Origin of the sequence: Leisingera sp. M523 (assembly GCF_025141335.1) — a bacterium.
In the GTDB taxonomy this organism is placed as follows: domain Bacteria; phylum Pseudomonadota; class Alphaproteobacteria; order Rhodobacterales; family Rhodobacteraceae; genus Leisingera.
In genome coordinates this window covers 1,643,222-1,669,026 of record NZ_CP081036.1, presented here as the reverse complement: position 1 = coordinate 1,669,026, position 25,805 = coordinate 1,643,222, and the positions used below count along the sequence as shown (strand labels likewise).

The 25,805-nt window shown below is 62.1% G+C and carries 22 protein-coding genes and 1 pseudogene; 11 read left to right on the top strand and 12 right to left on the bottom strand.

Annotated elements, in window-relative coordinates; genetic code table 11:
- Positions 1–17 precede the first annotated feature (17 nt).
- A complete protein-coding gene (locus K3557_RS08300) occupies positions 18–1,532 on the bottom strand; it encodes a polysaccharide deacteylase family 2 protein (RefSeq protein ID WP_259999054.1) in 1,515 nt (504 codons plus the stop codon).
- A gap of 189 nt (positions 1,533–1,721) precedes the next feature.
- On the opposite strand from K3557_RS08300, the gene K3557_RS08295 reads away from it, so the two are divergent.
- The 7 genes from K3557_RS08295 to lexA all read left to right on the top strand — a co-directional run bounded on the left by K3557_RS08295 (position 1,722) and on the right by lexA (position 7,325).
- Complete coding sequence (locus K3557_RS08295; protein WP_259999052.1) at positions 1,722–2,303, top strand: aminodeoxychorismate/anthranilate synthase component II; 582 nt, start codon at positions 1,722–1,724, stop codon at positions 2,301–2,303.
- Positions 2,300–3,319 carry an anthranilate phosphoribosyltransferase gene (gene trpD, locus K3557_RS08290; protein WP_259999050.1) on the top strand — a complete coding sequence of 340 codons (1,020 nt, stop codon included), beginning with the start codon at positions 2,300–2,302 and terminating at the stop codon, positions 3,317–3,319. Before K3557_RS08295 ends, trpD begins: the two co-directional genes overlap by 4 nt.
- Complete coding sequence (locus tag K3557_RS08285) at positions 3,316–3,987, top strand: uracil-DNA glycosylase (protein ID WP_259999048.1); 672 nt, start codon at positions 3,316–3,318, stop codon at positions 3,985–3,987. The genes trpD and K3557_RS08285 overlap by 4 nt, the downstream gene beginning before the upstream one ends.
- Before the next feature lie 11 nt (positions 3,988–3,998).
- Positions 3,999–4,811 carry an indole-3-glycerol phosphate synthase TrpC gene (gene trpC / locus K3557_RS08280; RefSeq protein WP_259999579.1) on the top strand — a complete coding sequence of 271 codons (813 nt, stop codon included), beginning with the start codon at positions 3,999–4,001 and terminating at the stop codon, positions 4,809–4,811.
- A gap of 12 nt (positions 4,812–4,823) precedes the next feature.
- The gene (moaC, locus tag K3557_RS08275; RefSeq protein ID WP_259999046.1) at positions 4,824–5,294 is read left to right on the top strand and encodes a cyclic pyranopterin monophosphate synthase MoaC; all 471 of its coding nucleotides are present in this window, start codon (positions 4,824–4,826) and stop codon (positions 5,292–5,294) included.
- The gene (gene glp, locus K3557_RS08270) at positions 5,295–6,470 is read left to right on the top strand and encodes a gephyrin-like molybdotransferase Glp (protein WP_259999044.1); all 1,176 of its coding nucleotides are present in this window, start codon (positions 5,295–5,297) and stop codon (positions 6,468–6,470) included.
- Positions 6,471–6,617: 147 nt separating this feature from the next.
- Complete coding sequence (gene lexA, locus K3557_RS08265; RefSeq protein ID WP_259992086.1) at positions 6,618–7,325, top strand: transcriptional repressor LexA; 708 nt, start codon at positions 6,618–6,620, stop codon at positions 7,323–7,325.
- Here lexA and K3557_RS08260 read toward each other — a convergent pair.
- Positions 7,322–9,388: a ComEC/Rec2 family competence protein gene (locus K3557_RS08260; RefSeq protein WP_259999042.1), complete on the bottom strand. Its 2,067-nt coding sequence runs from the start codon at positions 9,386–9,388 to the stop codon at positions 7,322–7,324. The two genes, lexA and K3557_RS08260, sit on opposite strands and share 4 nt — an antisense overlap.
- 79 nt (positions 9,389–9,467) lie before the next feature.
- On the opposite strand from K3557_RS08260, the gene gltX reads away from it, so the two are divergent.
- From gltX to K3557_RS08245, 3 genes are all read left to right on the top strand, one after another.
- A complete protein-coding gene (gene gltX / locus K3557_RS08255; RefSeq protein WP_259999039.1) occupies positions 9,468–10,868 on the top strand; it encodes a glutamate--tRNA ligase in 1,401 nt (466 codons plus the stop codon).
- A 127-nt stretch (positions 10,869–10,995) separates the two neighbouring features.
- Positions 10,996–12,291: a citrate synthase gene (locus K3557_RS08250; RefSeq protein ID WP_129370948.1), complete on the top strand. Its 1,296-nt coding sequence runs from the start codon at positions 10,996–10,998 to the stop codon at positions 12,289–12,291.
- 313 nt (positions 12,292–12,604) lie between these two features.
- The gene (locus K3557_RS08245) at positions 12,605–13,411 is read left to right on the top strand and encodes a calcium-binding protein (RefSeq protein WP_259999036.1); all 807 of its coding nucleotides are present in this window, start codon (positions 12,605–12,607) and stop codon (positions 13,409–13,411) included.
- A 40-nt stretch (positions 13,412–13,451) separates the two neighbouring features.
- Here the strand turns inward: K3557_RS08245 and K3557_RS08240 are convergent, their stop codons facing one another.
- From K3557_RS08240 to K3557_RS08195, 10 genes and pseudogenes are all read right to left on the bottom strand, one after another.
- Positions 13,452–14,231, bottom strand: a complete 780-nt coding sequence (locus K3557_RS08240; protein WP_259999034.1) for an enoyl-CoA hydratase-related protein — start codon at positions 14,229–14,231, stop codon at positions 13,452–13,454.
- 105 nt (positions 14,232–14,336) lie between these two features.
- Positions 14,337–14,816, bottom strand: coding sequence for a cytochrome c-type biogenesis protein (locus K3557_RS08235; RefSeq protein ID WP_259999032.1), 480 nt, complete (start codon positions 14,814–14,816; stop codon positions 14,337–14,339).
- Positions 14,813–16,777 carry a heme lyase CcmF/NrfE family subunit gene (locus tag K3557_RS08230; RefSeq protein WP_259999030.1) on the bottom strand — a complete coding sequence of 655 codons (1,965 nt, stop codon included), beginning with the start codon at positions 16,775–16,777 and terminating at the stop codon, positions 14,813–14,815. Before K3557_RS08230 ends, K3557_RS08235 begins: the two co-directional genes overlap by 4 nt.
- A gap of 78 nt (positions 16,778–16,855) precedes the next feature.
- A complete protein-coding gene (locus K3557_RS08225; protein ID WP_259999028.1) occupies positions 16,856–17,431 on the bottom strand; it encodes a holin family protein in 576 nt (191 codons plus the stop codon).
- On the bottom strand, positions 17,422–18,033 hold the full coding sequence (locus K3557_RS08220) for a holin-associated N-acetylmuramidase (RefSeq protein WP_259999026.1): 612 nt from the start codon (positions 18,031–18,033) through the stop codon (positions 17,422–17,424). The genes K3557_RS08225 and K3557_RS08220 overlap by 10 nt, the downstream gene beginning before the upstream one ends.
- Positions 18,034–18,229: 196 nt before the next feature.
- The gene (gene ccmE, locus K3557_RS08215) at positions 18,230–18,673 is read right to left on the bottom strand and encodes a cytochrome c maturation protein CcmE (protein ID WP_259992070.1); all 444 of its coding nucleotides are present in this window, start codon (positions 18,671–18,673) and stop codon (positions 18,230–18,232) included.
- A gap of 42 nt (positions 18,674–18,715) precedes the next feature.
- Positions 18,716–19,744, bottom strand: coding sequence for an N-acetyl-gamma-glutamyl-phosphate reductase (gene argC, locus K3557_RS08210; protein WP_259999024.1), 1,029 nt, complete (start codon positions 19,742–19,744; stop codon positions 18,716–18,718).
- Between the two features lie 113 nt (positions 19,745–19,857).
- Positions 19,858–20,667 carry a glutamate racemase gene (murI, locus tag K3557_RS08205; RefSeq protein ID WP_259999022.1) on the bottom strand — a complete coding sequence of 270 codons (810 nt, stop codon included), beginning with the start codon at positions 20,665–20,667 and terminating at the stop codon, positions 19,858–19,860.
- 9 nt (positions 20,668–20,676) lie between these two features.
- Positions 20,677–20,808: pseudogene (locus tag K3557_RS08200) on the bottom strand (acyltransferase); the annotation flags it as partial.
- Positions 20,809–20,989: 181 nt separating this feature from the next.
- Positions 20,990–24,409, bottom strand: a complete 3,420-nt coding sequence (locus K3557_RS08195; RefSeq protein WP_259999019.1) for an indolepyruvate ferredoxin oxidoreductase family protein — start codon at positions 24,407–24,409, stop codon at positions 20,990–20,992.
- Between the two features lie 169 nt (positions 24,410–24,578).
- On the opposite strand from K3557_RS08195, the gene K3557_RS08190 reads away from it, so the two are divergent.
- Positions 24,579–25,484, top strand: a complete 906-nt coding sequence (locus K3557_RS08190; RefSeq protein WP_259992063.1) for a LysR family transcriptional regulator — start codon at positions 24,579–24,581, stop codon at positions 25,482–25,484.
- Positions 25,485–25,805: the final 321 nt, after the last annotated feature.

Below are 25,805 nucleotides of genomic sequence, written 5' to 3'. Positions count from 1 at the left end.
CGCCTTGGGCGCCGTTTTCACTTAGCCGGCAGGTTCGCTTCCAAACTGGCCGAGACCGGCGCCAGCGCAATCCGGGCAGCCCGGTCCTGCAGGCCCCAGATCAGCAGCGCTGAAATCGTATCCGGGCGCAACCGTCCCAGCATGATCACCGCGCCTTCCTGCCCGGCCCGGAACGCCGCCTGATCCAGAAACCGCCGGATCGACCGCGGGTTTTGACCGGCGCCGTCAAAGTCGCGGAACACAACACCGGCCGGCACGCCGTCGCGCAACGCCAGTTTCTGCACCGTGTTCAACCCGCTGTCCTGGGTCACCAGCCCGTAGCCGGCCGAGGCCGCAACTGCTGCAACCTGATCCGCCAGCGCCCGGTTGCCCTGCACCCCGGTCCCGATCCCTTCGAGGATCGCCATGGCTTCCGGCAGTTTGCCGCGCCAAACCTCCAGCGCGGTCTCCGCGTCCTGCGGCGAGGCAGATCGCGGCAGATCCGCCAGCAACAGAACTTCGAACCCCGCCGCCCTGCGCGCGGCCATCTTGGATGCAGCCTGCGGGTCTTCCGGATCAATGGCAAAACTCAACGGATAGGGGAATTCCGCCAGCGCTTCGGCCCCGACCGCCCCCTCGTCGTCGATCAGTACAATCGACATCAGCGGCCGGTCTTCCGGATTGTCAAAAGGTTCGGCATAGGCGGTAAACGGCGGCTGGCCGGATACCCCCGCAGTGGTAAACCCGGCGTCCTGCGGCTTGTCCCGGTCAGTCAGCGGAACAACAGGTGTGCCGATGCTTGGTGCCAATGCCTCTTGCCCTGCAACCGCAGATTCCGGAACAGTTTCGCTGTCAGAAATACTCTCACCGCTGTCGCCGCCAGCCTCTGGCAGAACCGGTGCCGCACCGATTACCGGCAGCGTGATTGCCTGCGGCGCGCTGCCGATATCCGGCGCCAGAACAGCAGCGGACTGCGGTGTCTCAACCGGAACCGCCTTGGCCTCAGGCTGCGCAGCCTCAGCTGTATCCTCTTGTGCATTGTCGGGCGCCTCGGGCGCGGGTTCCGGTGCTGGCTCGGTGGCGGCTATTACGGCAGCCTCAGCGCCCGGGGCCTGCGGCACCGCCGGCTGAACGGCCTGCGGCAGAGGCGCATCTGGCCCCTTAGCCAAACCGGGTGCTGCCGCTGTTTCCGGATCGCCGGAAGCGATTAGCGCCGCTGACTGCCCGACCTCAGGTTTGCCGGCCGGCGCGGTATCCGCCCCTGCAAGCGCGTTCAGGTCATCGCTGCCACCGGTTTCGGCCGGCGCCGTCGGCTGTGCCTCAACAAGATCTGCATCACGTCCCTGGCTGCTGGCGGGCGCTCCGGCGGCGTCCGTGGCGTCCGTGCCGCCGTTTGGCATTTGCGGTGCATCGCCAGGATCATGCGCGGCAGGTGCCGGCACCGCTGCGGTATCGACACCGCTGTCCGGCAAGGGCACCGACAAAGACAGCATCGCCAGCCCGCCCGCGGCCAGCAATGCCCCGACACTCACGCCGCCCAGAAATCCACGCATGCCTGTTTTGCCTCTCAATCCGTTTTCGGTGCCGCGCCTTACCAGCGTGCCTGAGCGAACCCTGTTTCTGTTCACTCCGGCATTCGCCTATCCTGCCCTTGACGCTGCCCCGTATCCCTGAACATGTATGTTTCGACCACTATACTGCGGCGCGGCCCCGGCCCGCCACCCTTAAAAGAGCCCGCTACGATGCTGCTGCTGATAGACAACTACGATTCCTTTACCTACAACCTCGTCCATTATCTGGGTGAGCTGGGCGCGGAAATGGAAGTCCGCCGCAACGACGCCATCAACGTGCAGGAAGCCATGGCGATGAAGCCCTCAGGCATTCTGCTGTCGCCCGGTCCCTGCGCCCCGGATCAGGCCGGCATCTGCCTGGCGCTGACCGAAGCCGCAGCCGAAACCGGCACCCCCTTGCTGGGTGTCTGCCTCGGCCACCAGACCATCGGCCAGGTGTTTGGCGGTAAGGTGATCCGCTGCCACGAGATCGTGCACGGAAAGATGGGTAAGATGCACCACAAGGATACCGGTGTTTTCAAAGGCTTGCCGACGCCTTTTGACGCAACCCGCTACCATTCTCTGGTGGTTGAGCGCGACAGCCTGCCGGATTGCCTGGAAATCACCGCTGAACTGGAAGACGGCACTATCATGGGCCTGCGGCATAAAGACCTACCGATCCACGGTGTGCAGTTCCACCCGGAATCGATTGCGTCTGAGCACGGCCACGCACTGCTGAAAAACTTTCTCGACGTGATGCAGGTGCCCGCATGAGCGACCGCCTGAAACCGCTTATCGGCGCCGCGGCGGAACGGTCGCTGACCCGCGATGAGGCTGAAACCGCTTTCACCTTGCTGTTTGAGGGTGAAGCCACACCCAGCCAGATCGGCGGCTTGCTGATGGCGATGCGTACCCGCGGCGAAAGCGTGGATGAATACGCAGCTGCCGCCGCCGTGATGCGCTCGAAATGCAATCCGGTGAAAGCTCCGGCAGGTGCCATGGACATCGTCGGCACCGGCGGTGACGGCAAGAACACTCTGAACATCTCCACCGCCACTGCCTTTGTGGCGGCCGGCGCAGGCGTGGTGGTTGCCAAACACGGCAACCGCAACCTCAGCTCCAAATCCGGTACTGCGGACATGCAGTCCCAGATGGGCATTAACGTGATGGTTGGCCCGCAAGTGGTTGAAAAGGCAATAAATGAGGCCGGTATCGGATTCATGATGGCGCCTATGCATCACCCGGCGGTGGCGCATGTCATGCCCACCCGGTCCGAGCTTGGCACCCGCACTATCTTTAACATCCTTGGCCCGCTGACCAACCCGGCCGGCGTGAAACGCCAGCTGACCGGCGCCTTCAGCCGCGCGATGATCCGGCCGATGGCGGAAACGCTGAAAGCCCTGGGGTCCGAGCGCGCCTGGCTGGTGCACGGTTCTGACGGCACGGATGAGCTGACAATTACCGGCGTCAGCTGGGTCTCCGCTTTGGAGGAAGACGGCAGCATCCGCGATGCCGAACTCCACCCCGAGGACGCAGGCCTGCCGGTGCACGGTTTTGACAAGATTATCGGCGGCAGCCCTGAAGAAAACGCAATGGCCTTCCGGGTGTTGCTGCAAGGCACGCCCTCTGCCTACCGGGATGCGGTGCTGCTGAACGCCGCCGCTGCGCTGGTTGTCGCGGGTAAGGCTGCCGACCTCAAGGAAGGTGTCGCGCGCGCGGCCGAGTCCATCGACAGCGGCGCGGCCAAGTCAAAGGTCGAGGCACTGGCGCGGATCACCTCAGCCGCATGACCGATCTTCCGCCGGGGCTGGGCGCCTGGTCCAGTCTTCCCTTTTTCACCAACCAATGGCCCGGGATCTCAGCCGCAATTTCTGAAGATCCCCGGACCATCCTGCCGCCCGCGCACCAGCGGTTCGCTGCGCTGGAGCTGACCCAGCCGGAAAACACCCGCGTTGTGATCTTGGGGCAGGATCCCTATCCGACGCCGGGCCACGCCCATGGGCTCGCCTTCTCAGCAGAGCCGGACGTCCGCCCCTTTCCCCGCTCATTGTCCAATATCTACAAGGAATTGGAGGATGATCTTGGTGTCACCCGCCCGAATGCAGACCTGCGCGGCTGGGCGCGTCAAGGCGTGCTGCTGCTGAACACAGCCCTGTCAGTTCCCGCAGGCGAGGCAAACGGTCACAAGCACCTTGGCTGGCACCATCTGGTGCATCAGGTGCTGGAACTGACCTCCGCGCGCCCGACCGCGTACATTCTCTGGGGAAATGCTGCACAAAAGCTTGAAAAACATATCAAACCGGGCGATCACCTGATCCTGAAAACCGCCCATCCCTCGCCCTTGTCGGCGCGGCGCGGCTTCTTCGGGTCCCGGCCCTTTTCACAAGTAAACAATTGGCTCGCCGCCCGCGGTGAAACTGCCATAGACTGGAACGCAGGAACGGAGGCCCAGGCATGAGTGAAACTGGCATGACCAAAAACGTGCTCGACAAGATCAAGGCCTACAAGCTTGAGGAAGTCGCCGCAGACAAGGCCGCCAAACCGCTGGAGGCGGTCGAGGCCGAGGCGCGCGAAGCCTCCCCGGTGCGCGGCTTTGCCGACAGCCTGATGCAGGCCAACCGCAGCGGCTACGGTCTGATTGCCGAGATCAAGAAGGCCAGCCCCTCCAAGGGCCTGATCCGCCCTGATTTTGAACCCGCCGAACTGGCCAAGGCTTATGAGGACGGCGGCGCGACCTGCCTGTCCGTCCTGACCGACACCCCCAGCTTCCAGGGCGCCAAGGAGTTCCTGACCCAGGCCCGCGCGGCCTGTTCGCTGCCCGCGCTGCGCAAGGATTTCATGTACGACACCTATCAGGTGGCCGAGGCCCGCGCACTTGGGGCGGACTGCATCCTGATCATCCTCGCCTCGGTCTCGGACGCGCAAGCGCAGGAACTGGAGCAAGGCGCCTTTGACTGGGGTATGGATGTGCTCCTGGAAGTGCATGACGCCGACGAGCTGGAGCGCGCCTGCAACCTGAAATCGCCGCTGATGGGCATCAATAACCGCAACCTCAAGACGTTTGAGACCACACTGGACACCACCCGGGAACTGTCGCGCATGGTGCCAGCCGACCGCACCATCGTTTGCGAAAGCGGGCTGTCCACGCCTGAGGACCTCAGCGACATGGCCCGTTATGGTGCGCGCACTTTCCTGATCGGCGAAAGCCTGATGCGGCAGGACGATGTCGCCGGTGCCACCCGTGCGCTGCTCGCCAATCCCTTGATGCCGGGTATGATGTAAAGGAGGACCGCAATGAGCCTCACCCATTTCGACACCAAGGGCGACGCCCATATGGTTGATGTCTCGGATAAGGCGGTAACTTCGCGCATCGCCACCGCTGAGGGCCACATTACCATGGCCCGGGAAACCTTTGATATCATTGCCGAAGGCCGTGCCAAGAAGGGCGATGTTCTGTCCGTGGCCCGCCTGGCCGGCATCATGGGCGCCAAGAAGACGCCGGATCTGATCCCGCTCTGCCATCCGCTGCCGGTCACCAAGGTTGCGGTAGAGCTGACGCTGGACCCGGACCTGCCCGGCGTGCGGGTTGAGGCGACGGTCAAGACCACCGGCCAGACCGGGGTTGAGATGGAGGCGCTCACCGCCGTCTCCACTGCCGCGCTCACCGTCTATGATATGGCCAAGGCCGTGGACAAGGCGATGCAGATCGGCGGCATCCGTGTGACGCTGAAAGATGGCGGAAAATCAGGTAAGTACGAGGTGTAAATGATCCCGGTCAGCGAAGCCCGCGCGCATCTTTTATCGCTTGTTCAACAGCTTGAAACCGAACAGGTTCCGCTGGCGCAGGCTGCAGGCCGGGTGCTGGCGGCCGATCTGCAAGCGCGCCGTGATCAGCCGCCGTTCTCCGCCTCCGCAATGGACGGTTACGCTGTGAACGCCGCGGAAGTCGAACTGCACGCCATGTTCAAGGTGATCGGCGAAGCCGCCGCCGGTCACGCATTTCAGGGCCGCGCCGGCGCGGGCCAGGCCGTGCGTATCTTTACCGGTGCACCGGTGCCTGAAGGCGCAAGTTTCGTTGTTATACAAGAAGATACAACCCGCAACAGGGACCTTATCACCATCACCGGCGCCCCCGGCAGCAACCACAATATCCGTCCCCGCGGCGGCGATTTCACCGATGGCCAGACCGTCACGGCCCCCAAGCGCCTGACACCGGCTGACATTGCCTTGCTGGCCGCTATGAACATCCCCGCGATACCCGTCACCCGCCGCCCGGAGATTGCCCTGATCTCCACTGGCGACGAATTGGTGATGCCCGGCGGCACCCCTGGACCGGACCAGATCATCGCCTCCAACACCTTTGGCCTCAAAGCGATGCTCGAAGACATTGGCGCCCGTGCCCGCATCCTGCCCATCGCCCGTGACACCGAAAGCTCGCTGCGCACAGCCTTTGAACTGGCCGAGGGCGCTGATCTGGTTGTCACCATCGGCGGCGCCTCGGTTGGCGATCATGATCTGGTCGGCAAGGTGGCGCAGGATCTTGGGATGGAGCGCAGTTTCTACAAGGTTGCGATGCGCCCCGGCAAACCGCTGATGGCCGGCCGGATGAATGGCGCTGCTATGGTTGGCCTGCCCGGCAACCCAGTATCGGCCATGGTCTGCGGCCACGTGTTTCTGGCCCCGATGGTGCGATCCATGCTGGGGTTGCCTGCACCGGCGCAGGAACAGCTGCTGACGGCCGCCCTTTGCGCCCCCCTGACGGCCAATGGCCCGCGCGAGCATTACATGCGCGCAAATGTGCAAAACGGCCAGCTGCAAGCGTTTGACAACCAGGACAGCTCCCTGCTCACCATTCTGGCTGAGGCCAACGCCCTGCTGGTCCGCCCGCCCAAGGACGGCGCGCGCAGGATAGGCGATACTGTGCAATACTTGCCGATCTAACTCCCCTTCACCTTTGCAAAAATACTCCCGCCGGAGGCACGCGCCCCAGGCGCGTTCTCTTCTGCACCACGCCAGGGACTGCGATATTGACACAAAACGGGAACATGCGTAGAACAAAAGAAAACCCGAGGCGCGGAGGGAGCGGCGATGCTCACAAAAAAGCAACTGCAACTGCTGGAATTCATTCACAAACGCCTGCAGCGTGACGGTGTGCCGCCCAGTTTCGATGAAATGAAGGTCGAACTGGACCTAAGATCGAAATCAGGCATTCACCGGCTGATCACTGCACTGGAAGAACGCGGCTTCATCCGCCGCCTGCCGCACCGTGCCCGCGCGATTGAGATTATCCGCCTGCCGGAAAGCCTGGGCGGCGGGCCGGACCCGCAAGGCTTTGCACCAAAGGTGATCGACGGCGGCCAAGCGCAGCCCGCGGCGCCTGCCCCTGCCGCCGCAGACCCAATGCGCCTGGCTGCGGTGGAATTGCCCGTTATGGGCCGCATCGCCGCAGGTGTGCCAATAGAGGCGATCAGCCAGGTGTCACACCAGGTGGCGGTTCCGGGCGGCATGATCGCACCAAACGGCCAGCATTTCGCGCTGGAGGTAAAGGGCGACTCAATGATCGAGGCCGGTATCAATGACGGCGACATCGTGGTGATCCGTGAAACCGGTACTGCAGATAACGGCGATATCGTTGTTGCACTGGTCGAGGGGCACGAGGCCACGCTGAAACGCTACCAGCGCCAGGGCAGCATGATCGCGCTGGAAGCCGCCAACCCGGCCTATGAAACCCGGCGCTACCCGGAAGATCAGGTGCAGATCCAGGGCCAGCTGGTTGGGCTGATCCGCACTTATTAAGGGTTTTCCTGGCCAAGAATCCTCCGGAGGCGGCTGATTTCAACCCCCTCCGGCTGCCATCCAGTCCACAACCGCTGTCCCGACACACTGCGGGATGTCTGTATGCCGCCTGTTGCGGTCATGGCAATGCTGCCCGTTTGACGCATCACTGCCGGTGTCAGCAACAGACAGTTTTCCGGCGTTTGCGCCGTGACCGTGGAAACGATGATATCTCCCTTTTTACAGTTACTTGCCTGCACGAGCTTACGTTTCCCAGGCGCATGAACCAGCCGGAATCCCAGCCCTTGCCAAATCGGCAAAGCCTCTGTTTCACGCCTCCAGCGCGCCGCGGCGGCGATCTGTCCTGCCGGGTCGCCATCATTCTCCAGCCAGATTTTCGCAGTAAACCCCTGCCCTTTGGCCCGGGACAAGGCCCGGCCTTGCGGCGCCATCACGCCAATCAGCCCGCCGGAATCCGCAATCAGGACAACAGGACGCTCTGCCGCGCTCCACATCAGCAGCGCGCATGCTGCCGGCAGCAGCCCTGCCAGCCTCAGCCGCCCTTGCCAGATCACCGCAAACAACATGCCCGCAGCAAACAGCGGCAGCACCCAGTGGCTGGGCGCAGGCACATGCGACAGCGCCCCTTCAAATTCCGAGACGGCCTGCGCAACTGCCAGGATCCAGTCCAGCCCCCATCGCATAACTGTCAGCCCGATCATTTCCAGGCCGAACGGCGCCAGGCACAGCGCCAGAACCGCAGCCGGAATGACGACCGACCCCATGACCGGCACCGACAGCAGGTTCGCCAGCAGACCGTAATGCGGCACCGTGTTGAAATGCGCGGCGGCAAAGGGGGCGGTTGCCGCGCCGGCCACTGCAGAGGAAATCACCAGCGCCAGAACCGGCCGCAGCCATCGCGGCCCCAGCGGAACCTCCCCGTCCCGCAACGCGGCAAAGACCGCGACCAGCGCAGCCGTCGCGGCAAAACTCATCTGGAAACCAGGGCTCAGCAGGCTTTCCGGCCGCCGCAGCAGCACTATCCATGCGGCAACCGCCACCGCGCGCAGGGTAATCGCACGCCGGTTCAGCAGCACAGCGCCAAACATCACCGCCACCATGACAAAGGCCCGCTCTGTCGCCACGTTGCCGCCTGACAAGGCAAGATACCCCGCGCCGGCAATCAGCGCCGCAAGCGCTGACAATTTCTTGACCGGCCAGCGCAGGGCCAGGACAGGTATCAGATTGAACGCAACTCTCAGCGCAGCAAAGACAAATCCGGTCAGCAGCCCCATATGCAATCCCGAGATGGCCAACAGATGCGCCAGGTTGCTTTGCCGCAGGGCAGTCAGCGTTTGCTGCCCCACGCCGCTGCGGTCGCCGGTGGTAATTGCGGCTGCAAACCCGCCCGTCTCACCTGCTATACGGTCTTGCAAGCCCTGCGCCATATTCCGGCGCAGGCGGTCCACAGGCAGGCCTTGGCCGGGTGGCTTTGCCAGCAGCACCGGAACCCTTGTGTATCCCAGACCGCCCAACTGCTTGAACCAGGCATGGCGGCGGAAATCGAACCCGCCGGGCTCGGCAGGCCCTTGCGGCGGCAGCAAATGCGCGGTGGTCATGACCCTGGCGCCGGGCGGCGGCACCTGTTCCAGCGCTTTCAATGATATGCGGACACGGGACGGTGTATTTTCCGCCGCCACCCGGTCCAGCCGAACCTGATCCAGAGTCAGCCGCAGGGCGTCGGTCGGCGAGCGGTCGACAGCCACGACACGTCCCTCTACCGCCCCGTAATAGCGGAAATCCAGGACCGGAGCCGACACCCGGTGCGCCCGTGCCCCGGCCAGGCACAGCCCCGCTGCTGCAAGTGCCGGCGCCCACAGCAAAAATGCCAGCGACCACCGGGACATAGCACCGGCTGCCATCAACAGCGCACAGATCGCCAGCCCGGCAAACGCGGCGGCGCCTGGCTCAAACTTCAAAGAAAAATAGGCTCCGATCCCGGCCCCTAGAAACACCGGGGTCCAGGGGAACAGATGTCCCCGCTGCGCCTGCAGCAGGTCTGCGATGGCTGTGGTCGGCCGCATGCTTGCCCCCCGCCTTCTGGCCCGGTAGACAGGCTGAAACTCTAAACCTCACATGGTTTCCAAAAGGTAAATCCTGCTCATGACCCAACCGGTTGTCACCCGTTTCGCGCCGTCTCCCACCGGCTTCTTGCACATCGGCGGCGCCCGCACTGCGCTGTTCAACTGGCTGTATGCCCGGGGCCGCGGCGGCAAGTTCCTGCTGCGCATTGAAGACACCGACCGCGAGCGCTCCACGCCCGAGGCAACCGCCGCCATTCTGCAGGGCATGGAATGGCTGGGCCTGGACCATGACGGCGAGGTGATCAGCCAGTTTGAAGGTGCTGCGCGCCACGCCGAAGTGGCGAAACAGCTGCTGGCCGAAGGCAAAGCCTATAAGTGTTTTGCCAGCCAGGACGAAATTGCCGCCTTCCGTGAACAAGCCAAGGCCGAGGGCAAATCCACCCTCTACCGTTCACCTTGGCGCGACGCCGATGCGTCCAGCCACCCGGATGCACCTTTTGTGATCCGCATCAAAGCGCCGCAAAGCGGCGTTACCGTTATCAAAGATGAGGTTCAGGGCGACGTCACCATCAGGAATGATCAGCTTGATGACATGATCCTGCTGCGCTCGGACGGCACGCCGGTTTACATGCTGGCGGTTGTGGTCGACGACCACGATATGGGCGTCACCCATGTGATCCGCGGCGACGACCACCTGAACAACGCCGCCCGCCAGATGATGATCTATGAGGCGATGGGCTGGGACGTGCCGGTCTGGGCGCATATCCCGCTGATCCACGGGCCGGACGGCAAAAAACTGTCCAAACGTCATGGTGCCTTGGGCGCGCAGGAATACCAGGCAATGGGCTATCCGGCGGCAGGCATGCGCAACTATCTGGCCCGTTTGGGCTGGTCGCATGGCGATGACGAATTTTTTACGGACGATCAGGCCAAGGCGTGGTTTAACTTTGACGGTATCGGCAAAAGCCCGGCCCGGTTCGACACCAAGAAGCTGGAGAATCTCAGCGGTCAGCATATCGCCGTTAGCGACGACGCCGCACTGCGGCATGAAATCAGCGCTTATCTGGACGCAGCCGGAGAAACTGCCCTGAATGACGCGCAGTCACAGGGTTTGGAGGCTGCGATGTATTGCCTCAAGGACCGGGCGCGCACCTTCCCTGAACTGCTTGAAAAAGCGCATTTTATCCTTACCTCACGGCCAATTGACCGGGATGCGAAGGCGGAAAAGGCGCTATCTTCTGTATCCGATGGTATACTGGGTGAATTGACGCCGCAGCTGCAAAATGCTAGCTGGGTCCGTGACGATCTGGAGGCGCTTCTGAACGCATTTGCAGAAGCCCATGATACCAAGTTCGGCAAGCTGGCAGGCCCTTTGCGGGCAGCACTGGCGGGCCGGGCGGTAACGCCTTCGGTGTTCGATATGATGCTGATTCTGGGCCGCGATGAAACCATTGCCCGGCTCCAAGACGCAACAGGCTGAGACCGGTCCTTAACTCCCGGGTAAGCCTGTTTTGATAACACAACCCCTGCGCGACTCCGCGCAGGCGCTGCCCCGCATGAAGACGCCTGCACGGCCGCTCTCGTGCCTGTAACAGGAAGGGACATCCATGACCGAGACACAGAAATCTGCCACGCTCAGCCTGAATGGCGAAACCTACGAGCTGCCCATTTTCTCGCCAACGGCCGGGCCCGATGTTCTCGACATCCGCAAGCTCTACGCGAAGGCAGGTGTGTTCACCTATGACCCGGGCTTCACCTCGACCGCCAGCTGCGACAGCACCATCACCTATATTGACGGCGACAAGGGCGAACTGCTGCACCGCGGCTACCCGATCGACCAGTTGGCATCGAAGTCCCATTATCTCGAGGTTTGCTATCTGCTGCTATACGGCGAATTGCCGACCGTCACCCAGCTGGAGGATTTCGAGACCCGTGTGACCCGTCACACCATGGTGCATGAGCAGATGCACAACTTCTTCCGCGGCTTCCGCCGCGATGCGCATCCGATGGCGACGCTGGTTGGCGTGGTCGGCGCGATGTCGGCCTTCTACCACGACTCGCTGGACGTCACCGATCCGTGGCAGCGCGAAGTTGCCGCCGTGCGTCTGATCGCCAAGCTGCCGACCATTGCCGCGATGGCCTATAAATACTCGATCGGCCAGCCGTTTGTGTATCCGAAGAACGATCTGGATTACGCGGCCAACTTCCTGCACATGTGCTTCTCGGTTCCGGCTGAGGAATACCACGTGAACCCGATTCTGAGCCGGGCGATGGACCGCATCCTGACCCTGCACGCGGATCACGAACAGAACGCTTCGACCTCAACCGTGCGCCTGGCATCCTCCTCGGGCGCAAACCCGTTTGCCTGTATCGCGGCCGGCATTGCCTGCCTCTGGGGTCCGGCCCACGGCGGCGCCAATCAGGCCTGCCTGGAAATGCTCAAGGAAATCGGCTCGGTCGACCGCATCCCTGAATTTATCGCACGCGCCAAGGACAAGAACGATCCATTCCGCCTGATGGGTTTCGGCCACCGCGTCTATAAGAACACTGACCCGCGTGCGACCGTGCTGAAGCAATCCGCGGACGAGGTTCTGGACCTGCTCGGCGTCGAGGACAACCCGCTGCTGCAGGTTGCCAAGGAACTGGAGCAGACCGCGCTGAACGACCCCTACTTCATCGAGAAGAAACTGTTCCCCAACGTCGATTTCTACTCGGGTATCATTCTTGAGGCGATGGGCTTCCCGACGTCGATGTTCACCCCGATCTTTGCGCTGTCGCGCACTGTCGGCTGGATCTCGCAGTGGAAAGAGATGATCGCTGACCCTCAGAACAAGATCGGCCGCCCGCGCCAGCTGTATCTGGGCGAGACCATGCGCGATTACATCGACATCGAAAAACGCTGACCGCCAGTTGCAATGAACGTCCAAACGCCCCGCATTTTGCGGGGCGTTTTTTATTCTGAACTGTTTCTGAACTGGCGGCTGACAAGGTTTGATCCCGGCCTGGCACCGCCTACTTGTCAGTAGAATTCTTGCGTGAGTGGCGACAATGCTGGAGATCCCGGCCAATTTTTTGCATAAATCGCACAATACCCTGAAAATATTGACTAATAATCCTCAATTAAATATTTATTTTTAACAAATTTCACGCTTTGGCGGAATGGCATGCAAGCGGAATGCTCCAGGCTGCGCGCCAAAGAAAAACGGGATTCACGGAATGGAACTACTGGTTATGCTTGGCTTGTCCCTAGCCGCGGGCACATTTGCAGTTCTGGACTCGGATGACGATTCAGAACCTGCCGCCGACACGTCCGCAGATGCAACCAAGGGCAACGACGACCTTTCCGGTGCATCCAAGGATGACACGATCTTTGCCAATGAAGGTCACGACATTCTGGCTGGCAATGGCGGGGATGACCGGCTATTCGGCCAAGGCGGACAGGATCTGCTGGTTGGCGGCGAAGGCGACGACTTCCTGCGGGGTGGCTCCGACCATGACACGATCATTGACGGCAAGGGCAGCGACACCTTGATTGGGGATGCAGGCAACGACTTCATTGTGTCGACCAGCGCCTTTGATCCGGACAATGTACTGGAAGCCGGCAGAGAATGGGTCGCCAACGACGACCCGGACGTCCGCATCATACTGGAATACGACGTCAGCCAGGATATAGACGAGGCCCCCGATGTTATCCGGGCTGGGTTCGGCGACGACAATGTTGTCGCAGGCAGAGGCGATACCGTAACGCTGGGCGAAGGTTATGATGATCTGGCTTTGGGTGATTGGATCGAGGCGGGCGATGATCCTGTGGTTGTGACTGACTATGACCGCGATCACGACATGATCGTCTATTATCACGATGGGGTTGGACCAGCGCCCGAAATCACCGTTGAATCCGAACAGGACGAAACCAGCGACGCGCAGGACGCGCTGTTGCTGGCCAATGGCGAGGTTTTTGCCCGGCTGCAAGGTGCTGGCGGGCTGGTTTCAGAGAATTCCGTCCAGGTTCGGATAATCGAGTAAGGAGCGGACCGGGGCCGAACGCCCCAGGTCCCCCAGCCCCTTAGCGCCCCTCGAACTTCGCGGGGCGCTTTTCCATGAAGGCGGTCACGCCTTCCAGAAAATCCCGGGTCTTGCCGCATTGGCCCTGCAGATGCGCTTCTTCCGACAGCTGCTCGGCCAAGGTGCGCCCGAAACTTTCGCGCAGGGCGGATTTGGTGGCGGCAAAGGCTTTGCTGGGGCCGCTGGCCAGATATTCCGCGCGGGCGCGCCAATGCGCTTCGAACTCGGCGTCCGGCACCGCTTCCCAGATCATCCCCCAGTCGCAGGCCTGCCGGGCGCTGACGCGGTCGGCAAACAGGGCTGCCCCCATCGATTTTGCCAGGCCGATCTGACGCGGCAGAAACCAGGTGCCGCCGGCATCGGGGATCAGGCCGATCTTGCTGAAGGCCTGCATGAAAAACGCGCTCTCGGTGGCGATCACCACATCGGCGGCCAGCGCCAGATTGGCCCCTGCCCCGGCAGCGGCGCCATTGACGGCTGCCACAACCGGCACCGGGCAGTCATAAATCGCCTGCAGCATCGGCAGGTATTCGTCGCGCAGCGTGCGCTCCAGATCCAGCTGGCCGCCATTGCTGCCTGCGTCACTCAGATCCTGACCCGAGCAGAACGCATCGCCTGCCCCGGTCAGCACCACAGCGCGGGCCTCGGAAGACGCCATGCGCATCGCATGGGTGATCTCGGACCGCATCCGGCTGTTAAGCGCGTTCTTGCGCGCTTCGCGGTTCAGGGTGACAACCGCCAGCCCGTCCTGCAGAGAAAACAGGATTTCCTTATAGTCCATCGGAGTGCCTCACGTAACTTGCGTTCAGGGGCCAGAAACGCGTGTGCCTGGCCGTTTGCCGGTATGGTGACGGAAAGCCCGCCTGCCGGAAAGCCGGACCCGGCGTCAATCCTTCAGGATTTTCCGCAACCGCTCCTGCTCGTCGGCGCTCAGCCCCTGCTCGGCAGCCTTGGGCGCGCGGGCGCGTCCCCGCACATAGAAGACGGCGATCACAAGGGCGGCCAGCAGCATCAGCGGACCTGCAGCCCACAACAGCCAGTTGGCGCCGCCGGTGGTGGGGCGCAGCAGCACATACTCGCCGTAACGGTCGACGATAAAACTCATCGCCTCGCCGTCGCTGTCGCCCGCCACCAGCCGCTCGCGCACCAGGACACGCAGATCGCGGGCCAGTTCGGCATTGGATTCATCAATGCTTTCATTGCGGCAAACCAGACAACGCAGGTCCTTGGACAGCTCCCGCGCACGGCTTTCCAGCGCTGGGTCCGAAAGGACCTCATCCGGCTCCACCGCCAGTGCAGGCGCCGGTGCGAGCACCGAGACGGCCAGCAACGCGGCCACGGCCAGGATCATTATTCGCAGCATCATTCTGCCGGCACTCCTGCTCCGGGTGATTTGCGCGCACCGGCAGCGACGCGGAAGCGCCGGTCGCTAAGGCTCAGCAGCCCGCCAAGCGCCATCAGGATCGAGCCGCCCCAGATCCAGTTGGCAAGGGGTTTGATATAGGTGCGCATGGTCCAGCTGCCATCGGCCTGCTGATCGCCCAGCACCACATAAAGGTCGCGGGTGACACGGTAATCAATCGCAGCCTCGGTGGTTGGCATCCGGCTGACCGGATAGTCGCGTTTTTCCGGGAACATCACTGCCTCGGGCTGGCCGTTGCGTGTCACCTCGACCCGGCCTTTGGTGGTGAAGTAATTCGGCCCCTGTTCGCGGCTGACATCCGTCAGCATCAGGGTAAAGGCACCGACGTCAAAGGGTTCGCCGATGCGGGCCACGCGGATATCCTCCTGCTCCCAGGCGGTCAGGCCGGCGATGGCAAAGATGGTTATGCCCAGCCCGCCATGGGCCACGGCCTTGCCCCAATCGGCGCGCGGCAGCCGCAGCATCCGTTGCAGGCGGCCCGATTTGCCACTGCGCAGCCACAGGTCGGCCAGCGCGCCGAACACCATCCAGGATCCGAGGAACAGCCCGACCGGCCCCAGCGCGGACTTGCCTGTCTGCATCGCCCAGGCCAGCACGCCCAGCGACACTGCCAGCACAAACACATAGCGCAGCTGCCAAGCGGTGCGCCCGATCCGCCCGCGTTTCCACGGCAGCATGGCGCCAACCGGCATGATCAGCCCCAGCGCGATCATGAAGGGGGTGAAGGCAGAATTGAAGAACGGCGGGCCGACGCTCAGCTTGCGGTCCAGCAGCATATCCGCGAGGATCGGCCAGACAGTGCCGAAGAAGACCACAAAGCAGCTGACCGCCAGCAGGATATTATTGGCCACCAGCGCGCTTTCGCGGCTGACCATGCCAAAGACGCCCTTCGCCTCCATCGCCTGTGCGCGGGCGGCAAACAGCGTCAGCGCGCCGCCGGTGAAAAAGGCCAGGATGAACAGGATGAACACGCCGCGTTCCGGGTCATTGGCAAAGGCATGCACGCTGGTGATGATACCCGAGCGCACGATAAACGTCCCGATCAGAGAGAAGCCAAAGGCCAGGATGGCCAGCAGGATGGTCCAGCTCTTCAGCGCCTCTCGTTTCTCCACCACGATGGCGGAATGCAGCAGCGCAGCCGCCAAGAGCCAGGGCATGAACGAAGCATTCTCAACCGGGTCCCAGAACCAGAACCCGCCCCAGCCCAGCTCGTAATAGGCCCACCAGGAGCCCAGCCCGATACCGATGGTCAGGAAGATCCAGGCCGCCAGCGTCCAGGGCCGCACCCAGCGGCCCCAGGCGGCATCAATGCGGCCTTCGATCAGGGCGGCCACGGCAAAGGAAAACGCCATGCTCAGCCCGACATAACCAAGGTAGAGGAACGGCGGATGGAAGGCGAGGCCCGGATCCTGCAGCAGCGGGTTCAGATCCTGGCCGTCAAACGGCGGCACTGCCAGACGCAGGAACGGGTTCGACGTGAACAGGATAAAGGCATAAAACGCCACGCCAATCGCTGCCTGCACCGCCAGAACCCGCGCCTTCAGCGTCGGCGGCAGCCCGCCGCCGAACACCGAGGCCATGGCCCCGAACAGGGCAACGATCAGCACCCACAGCAGCATCGATCCCTCGTGGTTTCCCCAAGTGCCGGAGATCTTGTAAAGCATCGGCTTGGCCGAATGGCTGTTCAGCGTCACCAGCTTCAGCGAGAAATCAGAGGTGATGAACGCCCAGGTCAGCGCCCCAAAGGCAAAGGCGGTGAACAGGAACTGCGCCTGTGCCGCCGGTTCCGCCACGGCCATCCAGCCGGGCCAGCGCTTATGCGCGCCGATCAAGGGGATAACGGCCTGCACGATGGCAATCATGAAGGCGAGGATAAGGGCGAAGTGGCCAAGCTCTGTAATCATGTATTTTCCTATACGCCTGTCTGTTGCGGGCGCCAATGGCATTCGCCGCGCCATGCCGCCGCAGCCGCTAAAATGTGATCAGCCGCGACGGGCTTTCCAGGCTTCCAGCGCCGGATTCTCCTCTGCGCCCGTGGCCTGAAGACGCGCTGCGGCGTCAGTTCCGGTGGAGGCCGCCGCAGGTGAAGCGGCCCGCAGCCTGTTCAGCGCGGCGATGTTTTCGACGGCCTGGGGAACCCGGGCCATGCTGGCCGCCAGTCCGTGCTGAAACTCCTGTGCCTTCACCTGATGCCGCGCCCCGAAATAAAAGGAGACAATAACGCCCAGCAGCCACCACAACGGTTCCGGCACCAGCGCGAGCCCCTGCATCCGGGCGGCGAACCACACCGGGTCGCTCAGCGCCGAAACCATCAGCGCCAGCGTCCCCAATGCCAGCATTGGGCGCGGCAGCCGGTTCACCCCATCCATAAGGCGGTCAAACCAGCCTTTTGCGGGTTGCTGGAATTCGGTGCCAAACTGGCCAAGCGCTGTAATCTGCACCTCATGCGCGCGGCCGGCGCCGGCTTCGGCGTTTTCGCGAAAGACTTCGGCAGTTTCCCGCAAGACATTACGCTGGCTGCCAAAAACAAGCCCCAGAATGTCTGAGATCATCCCCATGCCGCGATCCTTTCCTGAAAGGCCTGCTGGTTCAGATGGTAGTTCGGCGAGATGAATTCCTCGGCCCGTTTGATCCAGCCGCCTTTGCCGCCGGCACGGGTGCGGGCATATTTCCGGCTGGCCGGCCGACGGTCCGCTAGACGGAAGTAATAATTGCGCCTCGCGATGCCATAGGCGTCGCGCAGGCCCATCGCATCAACGGTGGCAGCATCGGCGGCGGCGCCTGCCGTCTGCGGTCCGATTGTGCCGTCCACCGCAACCCTGTACCCCATATCGCGCAGCAATCGCTGCAGGATGCGCACCGCGTTGCTGCCGGCATTCACATACATATCAAAGACCGTGGCCTGGAGGCACTCCGGCAGGCTGGCGATACGGGGCGCTTCGAAATAGTGGCGGATGAAAATGGCCACGGCCTGCGCGCGGGTCAGCGCCTTCACATCCCCGGCGTCCACATCCCCGTCGCCGGTCACATCCAGCCCCAGCCGCCGCAGGGTTCCAATGGTCACACCGTATTTGGTGACGCCGCCGGGGTCATCCGGATCATTCACAAAGCCGCCTTCCCGCGCCACAATCTCAGCGGCGATTTCCTTTACACTCTGCATCGAACCTCACCCTTTTCTGGTGAGGCAATCATCGTGACAATACGAAAAGATCTCCTGACAGCGGCGTACGCATACTGCGCAACACCGCCTCAGGAACGCTGCCGCGCCGCGCACCGCGCGGCGCCCGGCCCAACGCAATACGCCTCCCCGAAGGGAGGCGCATTTGGGGCGGGAGCCATTTGCTCAGAGACCGGTCTCAGGTTTCAGGCTCCTGATAGACCCCTTGCGCCTTCAACGCGTCCATGACTTCCTTGGGCATATAGGTCTCGTCATGTTTCGCCAGAATCTCAGAGGCTTCAAAGACACCATTCACGTAACGCCCGGTGCCGACCATGCCCTGGTTCTCTTCAAACAGATCCGGCAGCACACCGGTATAGGCAACCTGTACCGTCGCACCGCCATCAGTGACCGCAAAGCGCACGGTTTCACCCTGGCCGCGCTGCAGCGTGCCTTCCTCAACCAGCCCGCCGATGCGGAAAACTTCGGACGGTTTCGGCGGTGCCTCGGCCACCTGGCTGGGCGAGCGGAAATAGTTGATCCCGTCGCGCATGGCATAGCCGATCAGGGCGGTTGCAACCACCAAAGCCACTGCGGCAACGGCAATGACCTGGATCCGGCGCTGTTTCTTCAGGTTCTTCATGGTGTCCTCACTTCAAGGTCCCTGCCTGCGCCGCCCCCCGGATCAGGGGAACAGCGGCGCCATCATCAGACCTTCGGTCTCAGTCTCACCTAACATCAGGTTTGCGTTCTGCAAGGCTTGGCCGCTGCTACCTTTTGTCAGGTTATCCAGTGCGGCGATCACAATGGTCCGGCCTTCGATCCGGTCCTGTGCCACACCGATATGGCAGAAGTTGGAGCCGCGCACATGGTGGGTGCTGGGGGCCTCGCCAAAGGGCAGCAGTTCGATAAAGGGCTCATCTGCGTAAGCCTTGGCAAAGGTCTCATGAATCGCCTTTGCGTCACCTTTTACATAGACGGTCGCCAGAATGCCCCGATTGACTGGCAGCAGATGCGGGGTGAATTGCACCTTTACGGGGCGGCCCGCGATCTTGCTGAACTCCTGATCGAATTCGCCCAGATGCCGGTGGGTGCTGCCGATGGCATAGGCATTGTAGCCCTCGCTCAGCTCTGCGTGCAGCAGATTTTCCTTAAGCGACCGGCCGGCGCCTGAGACGGCGCATTTCAGATCCAGAATAATGTCGTCCAGATCAATGACCCCAGCCGAAATCAACGGGCGCAGGGCAAACTGACCGGTGGCTGCGTTGCAGCCGGTGCCGGCCACCAGACGCGCGGACTTGATCTCATCCCGGTAGAACTCGGTCAGGCCATAGACAGCCTCTTTTTGCTGTTCCAGGGCACTGTGCGGGTTGCCGTACCATTTCTCATACTCCGCCGGATCACGCAGCCGGAAGTCTGCCGACAGATCCACGATCTTCAGGTTTGCGGGCAGTGCCGCAATCACTTCCTGGCTGGTCTTATGCGGCAGAGCGCAGAAGCACAGATCTATGCCGGAGAAGTCAATCTCGCCGATCTTGCACAATACCGGCAGTTCCAAATGGCGCAGATGCGGGAAAACTTCCGCCATCGTCATGCCAGCCTTGCGGTCGGCAGAGAGCGCCGCAATATCGATGTTCGGATGCTGGGCAATCAGCCGCACCAGTTCGGCGCCAGTGTAGCCGGAAGCGCCAAGAATAGCCACTTTATGGGTCATGTCAGACCTCGTCTTTCGATGTGATATGCCGTTCCGCAGCCATCTGCGGAGAGAATTAGGTGGAAATGCGCCCGTGCACTTTGACCTGGAACAAGGTTCCGAACGGTCTGGTCTCAGGCGGCCTGAAAGGTGATTTCCCGTCGGAGAAACTGGGTCGCCCGGTCGCTGACACGGCCCGGGTTTCCGGTGGTGAAGAAACCGCCGGCACCAGTACCGTGCATGTCGGGATGCCGTGCCAGGTAATCCGCCAGACTGTCCGCAACCAGATTGCCCTGGCTGAACACTTTGACCCCCGGCCCCAATGCCGCCTGGAAAGTCTGCTCCATCAGCGGGTAATGGGTGCAGCCCAGAATGGCGGCTTGCGGATGCGGCATTTTACGTTGCAGGGCATCCACATGGGAGCGCACCAGGGCCTCGGCGAGGATCATGTCGCCGTCCTCGATTGCGTCCACCACACCGCCGCAGGCCTGGGCCTCGACATCGACGCCGATGGCGCGGAACGCCAGTTCCCGCTGAAAGGCGCGGCTGGCGACAGTTGCAGGCGTGGCAAACAGCGCAACGTGTTTCACTTCGACTTCGCGCGGTGGCGAATTGTCGCCCCACTGCCGCTCTGTCAGCGCTTCAATGAGAGGGACAAAAACCCCCAGCACCCGTTTGCCCTTGGGCAGCCCGCCCTCCTGCATCCGGCGCAGCGCCGCCGCAGAGGCCGTGTTGCAGGCCAGGATCACCAGATCGCAGCCTTTGCTCCACATATCTTCGACCGCAGCCCTGGTCAGCTGATAGACATCTTCGGCATCGCGCACACCGTAAGGCGCGCGGGCGTTGTCGCCGTAATAAAGGAAATCCAAATCCGGCAGACGTTTCTGCACGGCGTCAAGGACGGTCAGCCCGCCCAGTCCTGAATCAAAGATGCCTACAGCCATGTCGCCTTCTCACGCGTGGTGTTTCTCTTCGAACTCAACCCCGTACCCGTAGGATTTGAGCGGTACTGAAGAAAGCTCATACGTCGCTTTGCGAAAGAAATCCATAAGTGCTTTTGTGTCTTTGGCCATTGGCGCCAGAACGCCGCAACTATCGTTGCTGCAAAGCCAGACCGGGGCGCTGCCCCGGACCCCGGGGTATTCAGGACCAGAAAGAAGCGGCGGAACGGCAAACGCCGCGCGTCAGCGCGGCGCCGGGCCCAACCGGGAAGGATCATCCTGCGGATGGTCCGGAGCGGGCGGGAGTGTCCCGCCCTGCCCCTGGTTACTCTGCCGCCTGTTTCAGCGGCACGCCGCCCTGGCGCAGGGCTGCCAGCAGCTCCTCACGGCGCTTCGCGGCTTTCTGCTCATTTGCCATCTTCACCGGACCAAAACCGCGAATCGAGAGCGGCAATTCAGCCAATGCCAGCAGAGGCTCCATGATGTCCGGCGCCGCTTTCGGCAGCCACTTCATCATGTCCGCTTCATATTGCTTGATCAGGGCGCGCTCCATCTTGCGTTCCTCGGTGTAGCCGAAAATGTCGAGCGGTGTGCCGCGCAAGGATCTCAGCTTGGCCAGCAGGCGGAACCCGCGCTCCATGCTTGCACTGAACTTGCGCTTCTTCGGGCGTCCGTCCGCATCGGTGCCACCCAACATCGGCGGAGCCAGGTGATAGGACAGCTTGAGGTCGCCTTCAAACTCCGCCTCCGCCTTGGCGCGGCTGTCGAGCAGCAGGCGGGCGACTTCGTATTCGTCCTTGTAGGACAACAGCTTGTGATAGCCCTTTGCCACCGCCTCTTTCAGCGCGGGATCGTTGACGCCCTCCAGAAGCTTGGCATAACGCTTGGCCAGACCTTTGCCCTGATATGCGACCAGATGATCGGCACGGAAAGCGATCTTCTCCTCGAGGGTTTTCGGCTCTTCTGATGCGTCCGGCTGGCTCAGACGGGCTGCGTCTTCGGGGTGCAGAACCGCCCAGCGGCCGATATCGAAGGCGCGCAGGTTGCGCTCCACAGCAGCACCGTTCAGCGTGATGGCCTGCTCGACCGCCTCATGGCTGACAGGCACCAGGCCGCGCTGCCAGGCACCGCCGAACACCATCATGTTGGAGAAAATCGAATCCCCCATGGTGGCGCGGGCCAGTTCGGACGCGTCGAACAAATCGACCCGGTCGCGCAAGCGGGCCTGCAGCGCCACTTCCAACCGGTCCGACGGCACCTTGAACTCGGTGTTCTTGGTGAACTCGCCGGTGATGATTTCGTGGCTGTTCACCACTGCGCCGGTCTGGCCGGTAGAGGTTAGGCCAAGGGTCTTGGCCCCCGCACTCACCACCAGGTCACCGCCGATCAGCGCATGCGCCTCGCCGGTGGCGACGCGGATCGCCGAGATATCATCGGGTGAGTTGGCAATCCGGCAATGGATATGCACTGCGCCGCCTTTTTGGGCGAGGCCGGCCATTTCCATCAGCCCAGCACCCTTGCCGTCAATCTGTGCGGCTTGTGCCAGAATGGCGCCGATGGTCACAACACCGGTTCCGCCGACGCCGGTGATTACCACGTTGTGGGTGCCGTCAATCTCCGGCAGTTCCGGCTTTGGCAGATGCGGCAGGTCGATGTCGGCGGTAGCTTCCTTGCGGATCTTGGCGCCCTCGACCGTCACGAAGGACGGGCAGAAGCCGTTGACACAGGAGAAGTCCTTGTTGCACGACGACTGGTCAATGGCGCGTTTGCGGCCCAGTTCGGTGTCCTTGGGCACGATGGAGACGCAGTTCGACTGCACCCCGCAATCGCCGCAGCCTTCGCAGACGTCGGTATTGATGAACACCCGCTGATCCGGGTCCGGGAACTGGCCCTTCTTGCGGCGGCGGCGTTTCTCAGCCGCGCAGGTCTGGATGTAGATGATGGCAGAAACGCCCTCGACCTCTTCGAACTCGCGCTGGATCTTCATCATTTCGGCGCGTTCATGCATCCGCATGCCCGCCGGGAACAGGGACGCGTCGACGTCTTCCTTCTCGTCATAGACCACGGCCATGGTTTTGACGCCCATCGCGGTCAGCTCATGCGCGATCTGTTGCGCGGTCAGCCCGCCCTCGGCAGCTTGCCCGCCGGTCATCGCCACCGCGTCATTATAGAGGATCTTGTAGGTGATGTTGGTGCCTTCGGCCAATGCGGCCCGGATCGCCTGCACGCCGGAGTGGTTATAGGTGCCGTCGCCGAGGTTCTGAAACACATGCTTGCGGTTGGAAAACGGCGCCTCGCCCACCCAGTTGACACCTTCGCCGCCCATATGGGTGAAGCCGGTGGTCTCGCGGTCCATCCATTGCACCATAAAGTGGCAGCCGATGCCGGCATAGGCGCGGGAACCGTCCGGCAGTTTGGTTGACGAGTTATGCGGGCAGCCGGAACAGAAGTAGGGCAAGCGGGTTGCGATTTCCTCGGCGTTGTCGGCGCGGCGGGCCTCTGACAGGTTTTCGAGGCCGGCCCGGATGGCCTCGGTCTCGCGGCCTTCCTCAATCAGGATGCCGCCCAGTTTTTCGGCGATCATGATCGGGTCCAGCGCATAGCGGGTTGGGAACAGCTCCTCGCGGTGCATGCTGCCGGCGCCGCCCTTGTACCAGCCATAGACCCGGCGGCCCTGGCGGTCGTCAAAGATCGCTTCCTTGATCTGGATCTCGATCAGCTTGCGCTTTTCCTCGACCACTACGATCAGATCTAGCCCTTCGGCCCAATCGTGGAAACCCTTCATGTCCATCGGCCAGGTTTGACCCACCTTATAGGTGGTCAGCCCCAACCGTTCGGCCATGTTTTCGTCGATGTTCAGCAGCTTCAGCGCATGCACCAGATCAAGCCAGTTCTTGCCCGCGGCCACAAAGCCGATCTTGGCGCCGGGCTTGCCCCACATGCGCTTGTCCATCTTGTTGGCGTGGCTGAAGGCCTCTGCCGCAAAACGCTTGTAGTCGATAATCCGGTCTTCCTGGCGGAAGCGGTCGTCGTCCAGGCGGATGTTCAGCCCGTCGGCCGGCATGTCGAATTCCGGTGTGACCAGCTGCATCCGGTCCGGGTTTGCATCCACAACCGAGGTGACCTCAATCGTGTCTTTCATGGTCTTAAGGCCGGTCCACAGGCCCGAGAAGCGCGACAACGCATAGCCATAGATGCCGTAGTCCAGGATTTCCTGAACACCCGCCGGGCTGACGATCGGCAGGTAGCAGTCCAGCAGCGACCATTCCGACTGGTGCAGCACGGTGGAGCTTTCGCCGGTGTGGTCATCGCCCATCGCCAACAGCACGCCGCCATGTTTTGACGAGCCGGCCATATTGGCATGGCGGATCGCATCGCCCGAGCGGTCGACACCCGGCCCCTTGCCGTACCACAGGCCAAAGACACCGTCGTATTTGCCTTCGCCGCGGACCTCGGCCTGCTGCGCACCCCACAGGGCGGTCACAGCCAGGTCTTCGTTCAGCCCGTACTGAAAGGTGACATCCGCCGCCTTCAAGTGCTTTTCGGCCTTGCTCATTTGCAAATCGACCGCCCCCAAGGGCGAACCGCGGTAGCCGGTGACAAGCCCGGCGGTATTGAGACCTGCCGCCTGGTCGCGGTGCTTTTGCATCAGCATCAGCCGCACCAGCGCCTGGGTGCCGTTCAGCAGCACCGGCGATTTCGTCAGGTCGTATTTATCATTAAGTGAGATTTTCGGCGTGCTCATCGTGGCCTCCTCAACCGGGATTAGCTTGCACTTTCTGCCCCCAAGAATAGGTCATAAATACTGACCTGAATAGCCGCTTTTTTTTCGTTTTTGCTCGCTTGCGTCAGCGAAACTGATACATAACTAAGATTTCATACAGTCGGCCCCAAACGCACAGAAAGTAACGCATATGGATTGGGATAAGCTCAGAATATTTCACGCGGTGGCCGATGCGGGCAGCCTGACCCATGCCGGTGACAGGCTGAATCTGTCGCAATCGGCGGTCAGCCGTCAGATCCGGGCGCTGGAGGAAAGCCTGAATGCGACGCTTTTCCACCGTCATGCACGCGGACTGATTCTTACCGAACAGGGTGAGCTGCTGTTTGACGCCACCCAATCCATGTCCACCCGGCTTGAAGCCGCCTCTGCCCGCATCCGCGACAGCGAGGAGGAAGTGTTCGGCGAACTGCGTGTCACTACCACCGTGGGTTTCGGTACCCTTTGGCTGGCGCCACGGCTGACCAAACTGTATGAACAATACCCCAATCTGAAGATCGACCTGATGCTGGAGGAACGTGTTCTGGACCTGCCGATGCGCGAGGCTGATGTGGCCATCCGCATGAAGGAGCCGAGCCAGGCAGATCTGGTGCGCAAACGGCTGATGACGGTGCGGATGGGGCTTTATGCCTCGCCGTCTTATCTGGAACAGCGCGGCACCTTGGAAACCGTTGAAGATATTTCCCAGCACCGGCTGATCTGCCAGAACCAGCGGTCCGCACAGGTGGGCTCAGCCGCGGTGCTGGGTAAAATGCTGATGGCGCATAACCCGGGATCGCTGCTGACGGTGAACAATTACTTCGGCGTGCTGCAGGGGGTGCTGCACAATCTGGGTGTCGGTATCCTGCCGGATTATGTGACCGAGGAATTCCCGCAACTGGTCGAGGTGCTGCCGGAAGAGGATCAGCACAGCGTTCCGGTCTACCTCGCCTATCCCGAAGAACTGCGCCATTCGCAGCGGGTCGGCGCGTTCCGCGACTTTGTGCAATCCGAAATCATGGCGCACCGGAAACACATGAAAGAGCTGGGCAAACTCTGAACTGAACCAGCGCATCAACGGGCTAAACTCGCGCTGCAATGCAGCGGCGTGGCCCGTTTTGAATTGTTTGAACCGGTGCAGCACCCCAAGCCATGCAATTTCCGCATACCAGCATTGACCCTTCTTTGACATTAATCCCCTTGAAGGGGCAGGCCCGGCGCCCTAAATGAAGCTCATGGAGGCGGCGGCTTCGCCCCCCTTCATACCTCCCTGTTGGACTTCGGCCGAGCTTAGTGCTCGGCCTTTTTTTTGACCGTAACACATTGGCCCCAAAGGGGTATTGATCGACAGGCGGTCTGGATAAGCGTGCCCTGATCCTGA

Bases quoted from the DNA above. Each gene is read 5' to 3' on its own strand.
- K3557_RS08300 (WP_259999054.1), bottom strand. From the start codon at position 1,532: ATGCGTGGATTTCTGGGCGGCGTGAGTGTCGGGGCATTGCTGGCCGCG.
- K3557_RS08295 (WP_259999052.1), top strand. From the start codon at position 1,722: ATGCTGCTGCTGATAGACAACTACGATTCCTTTACCTACAACCTCGTC.
- trpD (WP_259999050.1), top strand. From the start codon at position 2,300: ATGAGCGACCGCCTGAAACCGCTTATCGGCGCCGCGGCGGAACGGTCG.
- K3557_RS08285 (WP_259999048.1), top strand. From the start codon at position 3,316: ATGACCGATCTTCCGCCGGGGCTGGGCGCCTGGTCCAGTCTTCCCTTT.
- trpC (WP_259999579.1), top strand. From the start codon at position 3,999: ATGACCAAAAACGTGCTCGACAAGATCAAGGCCTACAAGCTTGAGGAA.
- moaC (WP_259999046.1), top strand. From the start codon at position 4,824: ATGAGCCTCACCCATTTCGACACCAAGGGCGACGCCCATATGGTTGAT.
- glp (WP_259999044.1), top strand. From the start codon at position 5,295: ATGATCCCGGTCAGCGAAGCCCGCGCGCATCTTTTATCGCTTGTTCAA.
- lexA (WP_259992086.1), top strand. From the start codon at position 6,618: ATGCTCACAAAAAAGCAACTGCAACTGCTGGAATTCATTCACAAACGC.
- K3557_RS08260 (WP_259999042.1), bottom strand. From the start codon at position 9,388: ATGCGGCCGACCACAGCCATCGCAGACCTGCTGCAGGCGCAGCGGGGA.
- gltX (WP_259999039.1), top strand. From the start codon at position 9,468: ATGACCCAACCGGTTGTCACCCGTTTCGCGCCGTCTCCCACCGGCTTC.
- K3557_RS08250 (WP_129370948.1), top strand. From the start codon at position 10,996: ATGACCGAGACACAGAAATCTGCCACGCTCAGCCTGAATGGCGAAACC.
- K3557_RS08245 (WP_259999036.1), top strand. From the start codon at position 12,605: ATGGAACTACTGGTTATGCTTGGCTTGTCCCTAGCCGCGGGCACATTT.
- K3557_RS08240 (WP_259999034.1), bottom strand. From the start codon at position 14,231: ATGGACTATAAGGAAATCCTGTTTTCTCTGCAGGACGGGCTGGCGGTT.
- K3557_RS08235 (WP_259999032.1), bottom strand. From the start codon at position 14,816: ATGATGCTGCGAATAATGATCCTGGCCGTGGCCGCGTTGCTGGCCGTC.
- K3557_RS08230 (WP_259999030.1), bottom strand. From the start codon at position 16,777: ATGATTACAGAGCTTGGCCACTTCGCCCTTATCCTCGCCTTCATGATT.
- K3557_RS08225 (WP_259999028.1), bottom strand. From the start codon at position 17,431: ATGGGGATGATCTCAGACATTCTGGGGCTTGTTTTTGGCAGCCAGCGT.
- K3557_RS08220 (WP_259999026.1), bottom strand. From the start codon at position 18,033: ATGCAGAGTGTAAAGGAAATCGCCGCTGAGATTGTGGCGCGGGAAGGC.
- ccmE (WP_259992070.1), bottom strand. From the start codon at position 18,673: ATGAAGAACCTGAAGAAACAGCGCCGGATCCAGGTCATTGCCGTTGCC.
- argC (WP_259999024.1), bottom strand. From the start codon at position 19,744: ATGACCCATAAAGTGGCTATTCTTGGCGCTTCCGGCTACACTGGCGCC.
- murI (WP_259999022.1), bottom strand. From the start codon at position 20,667: ATGGCTGTAGGCATCTTTGATTCAGGACTGGGCGGGCTGACCGTCCTT.
- K3557_RS08195 (WP_259999019.1), bottom strand. From the start codon at position 24,409: ATGAGCACGCCGAAAATCTCACTTAATGATAAATACGACCTGACGAAA.
- K3557_RS08190 (WP_259992063.1), top strand. From the start codon at position 24,579: ATGGATTGGGATAAGCTCAGAATATTTCACGCGGTGGCCGATGCGGGC.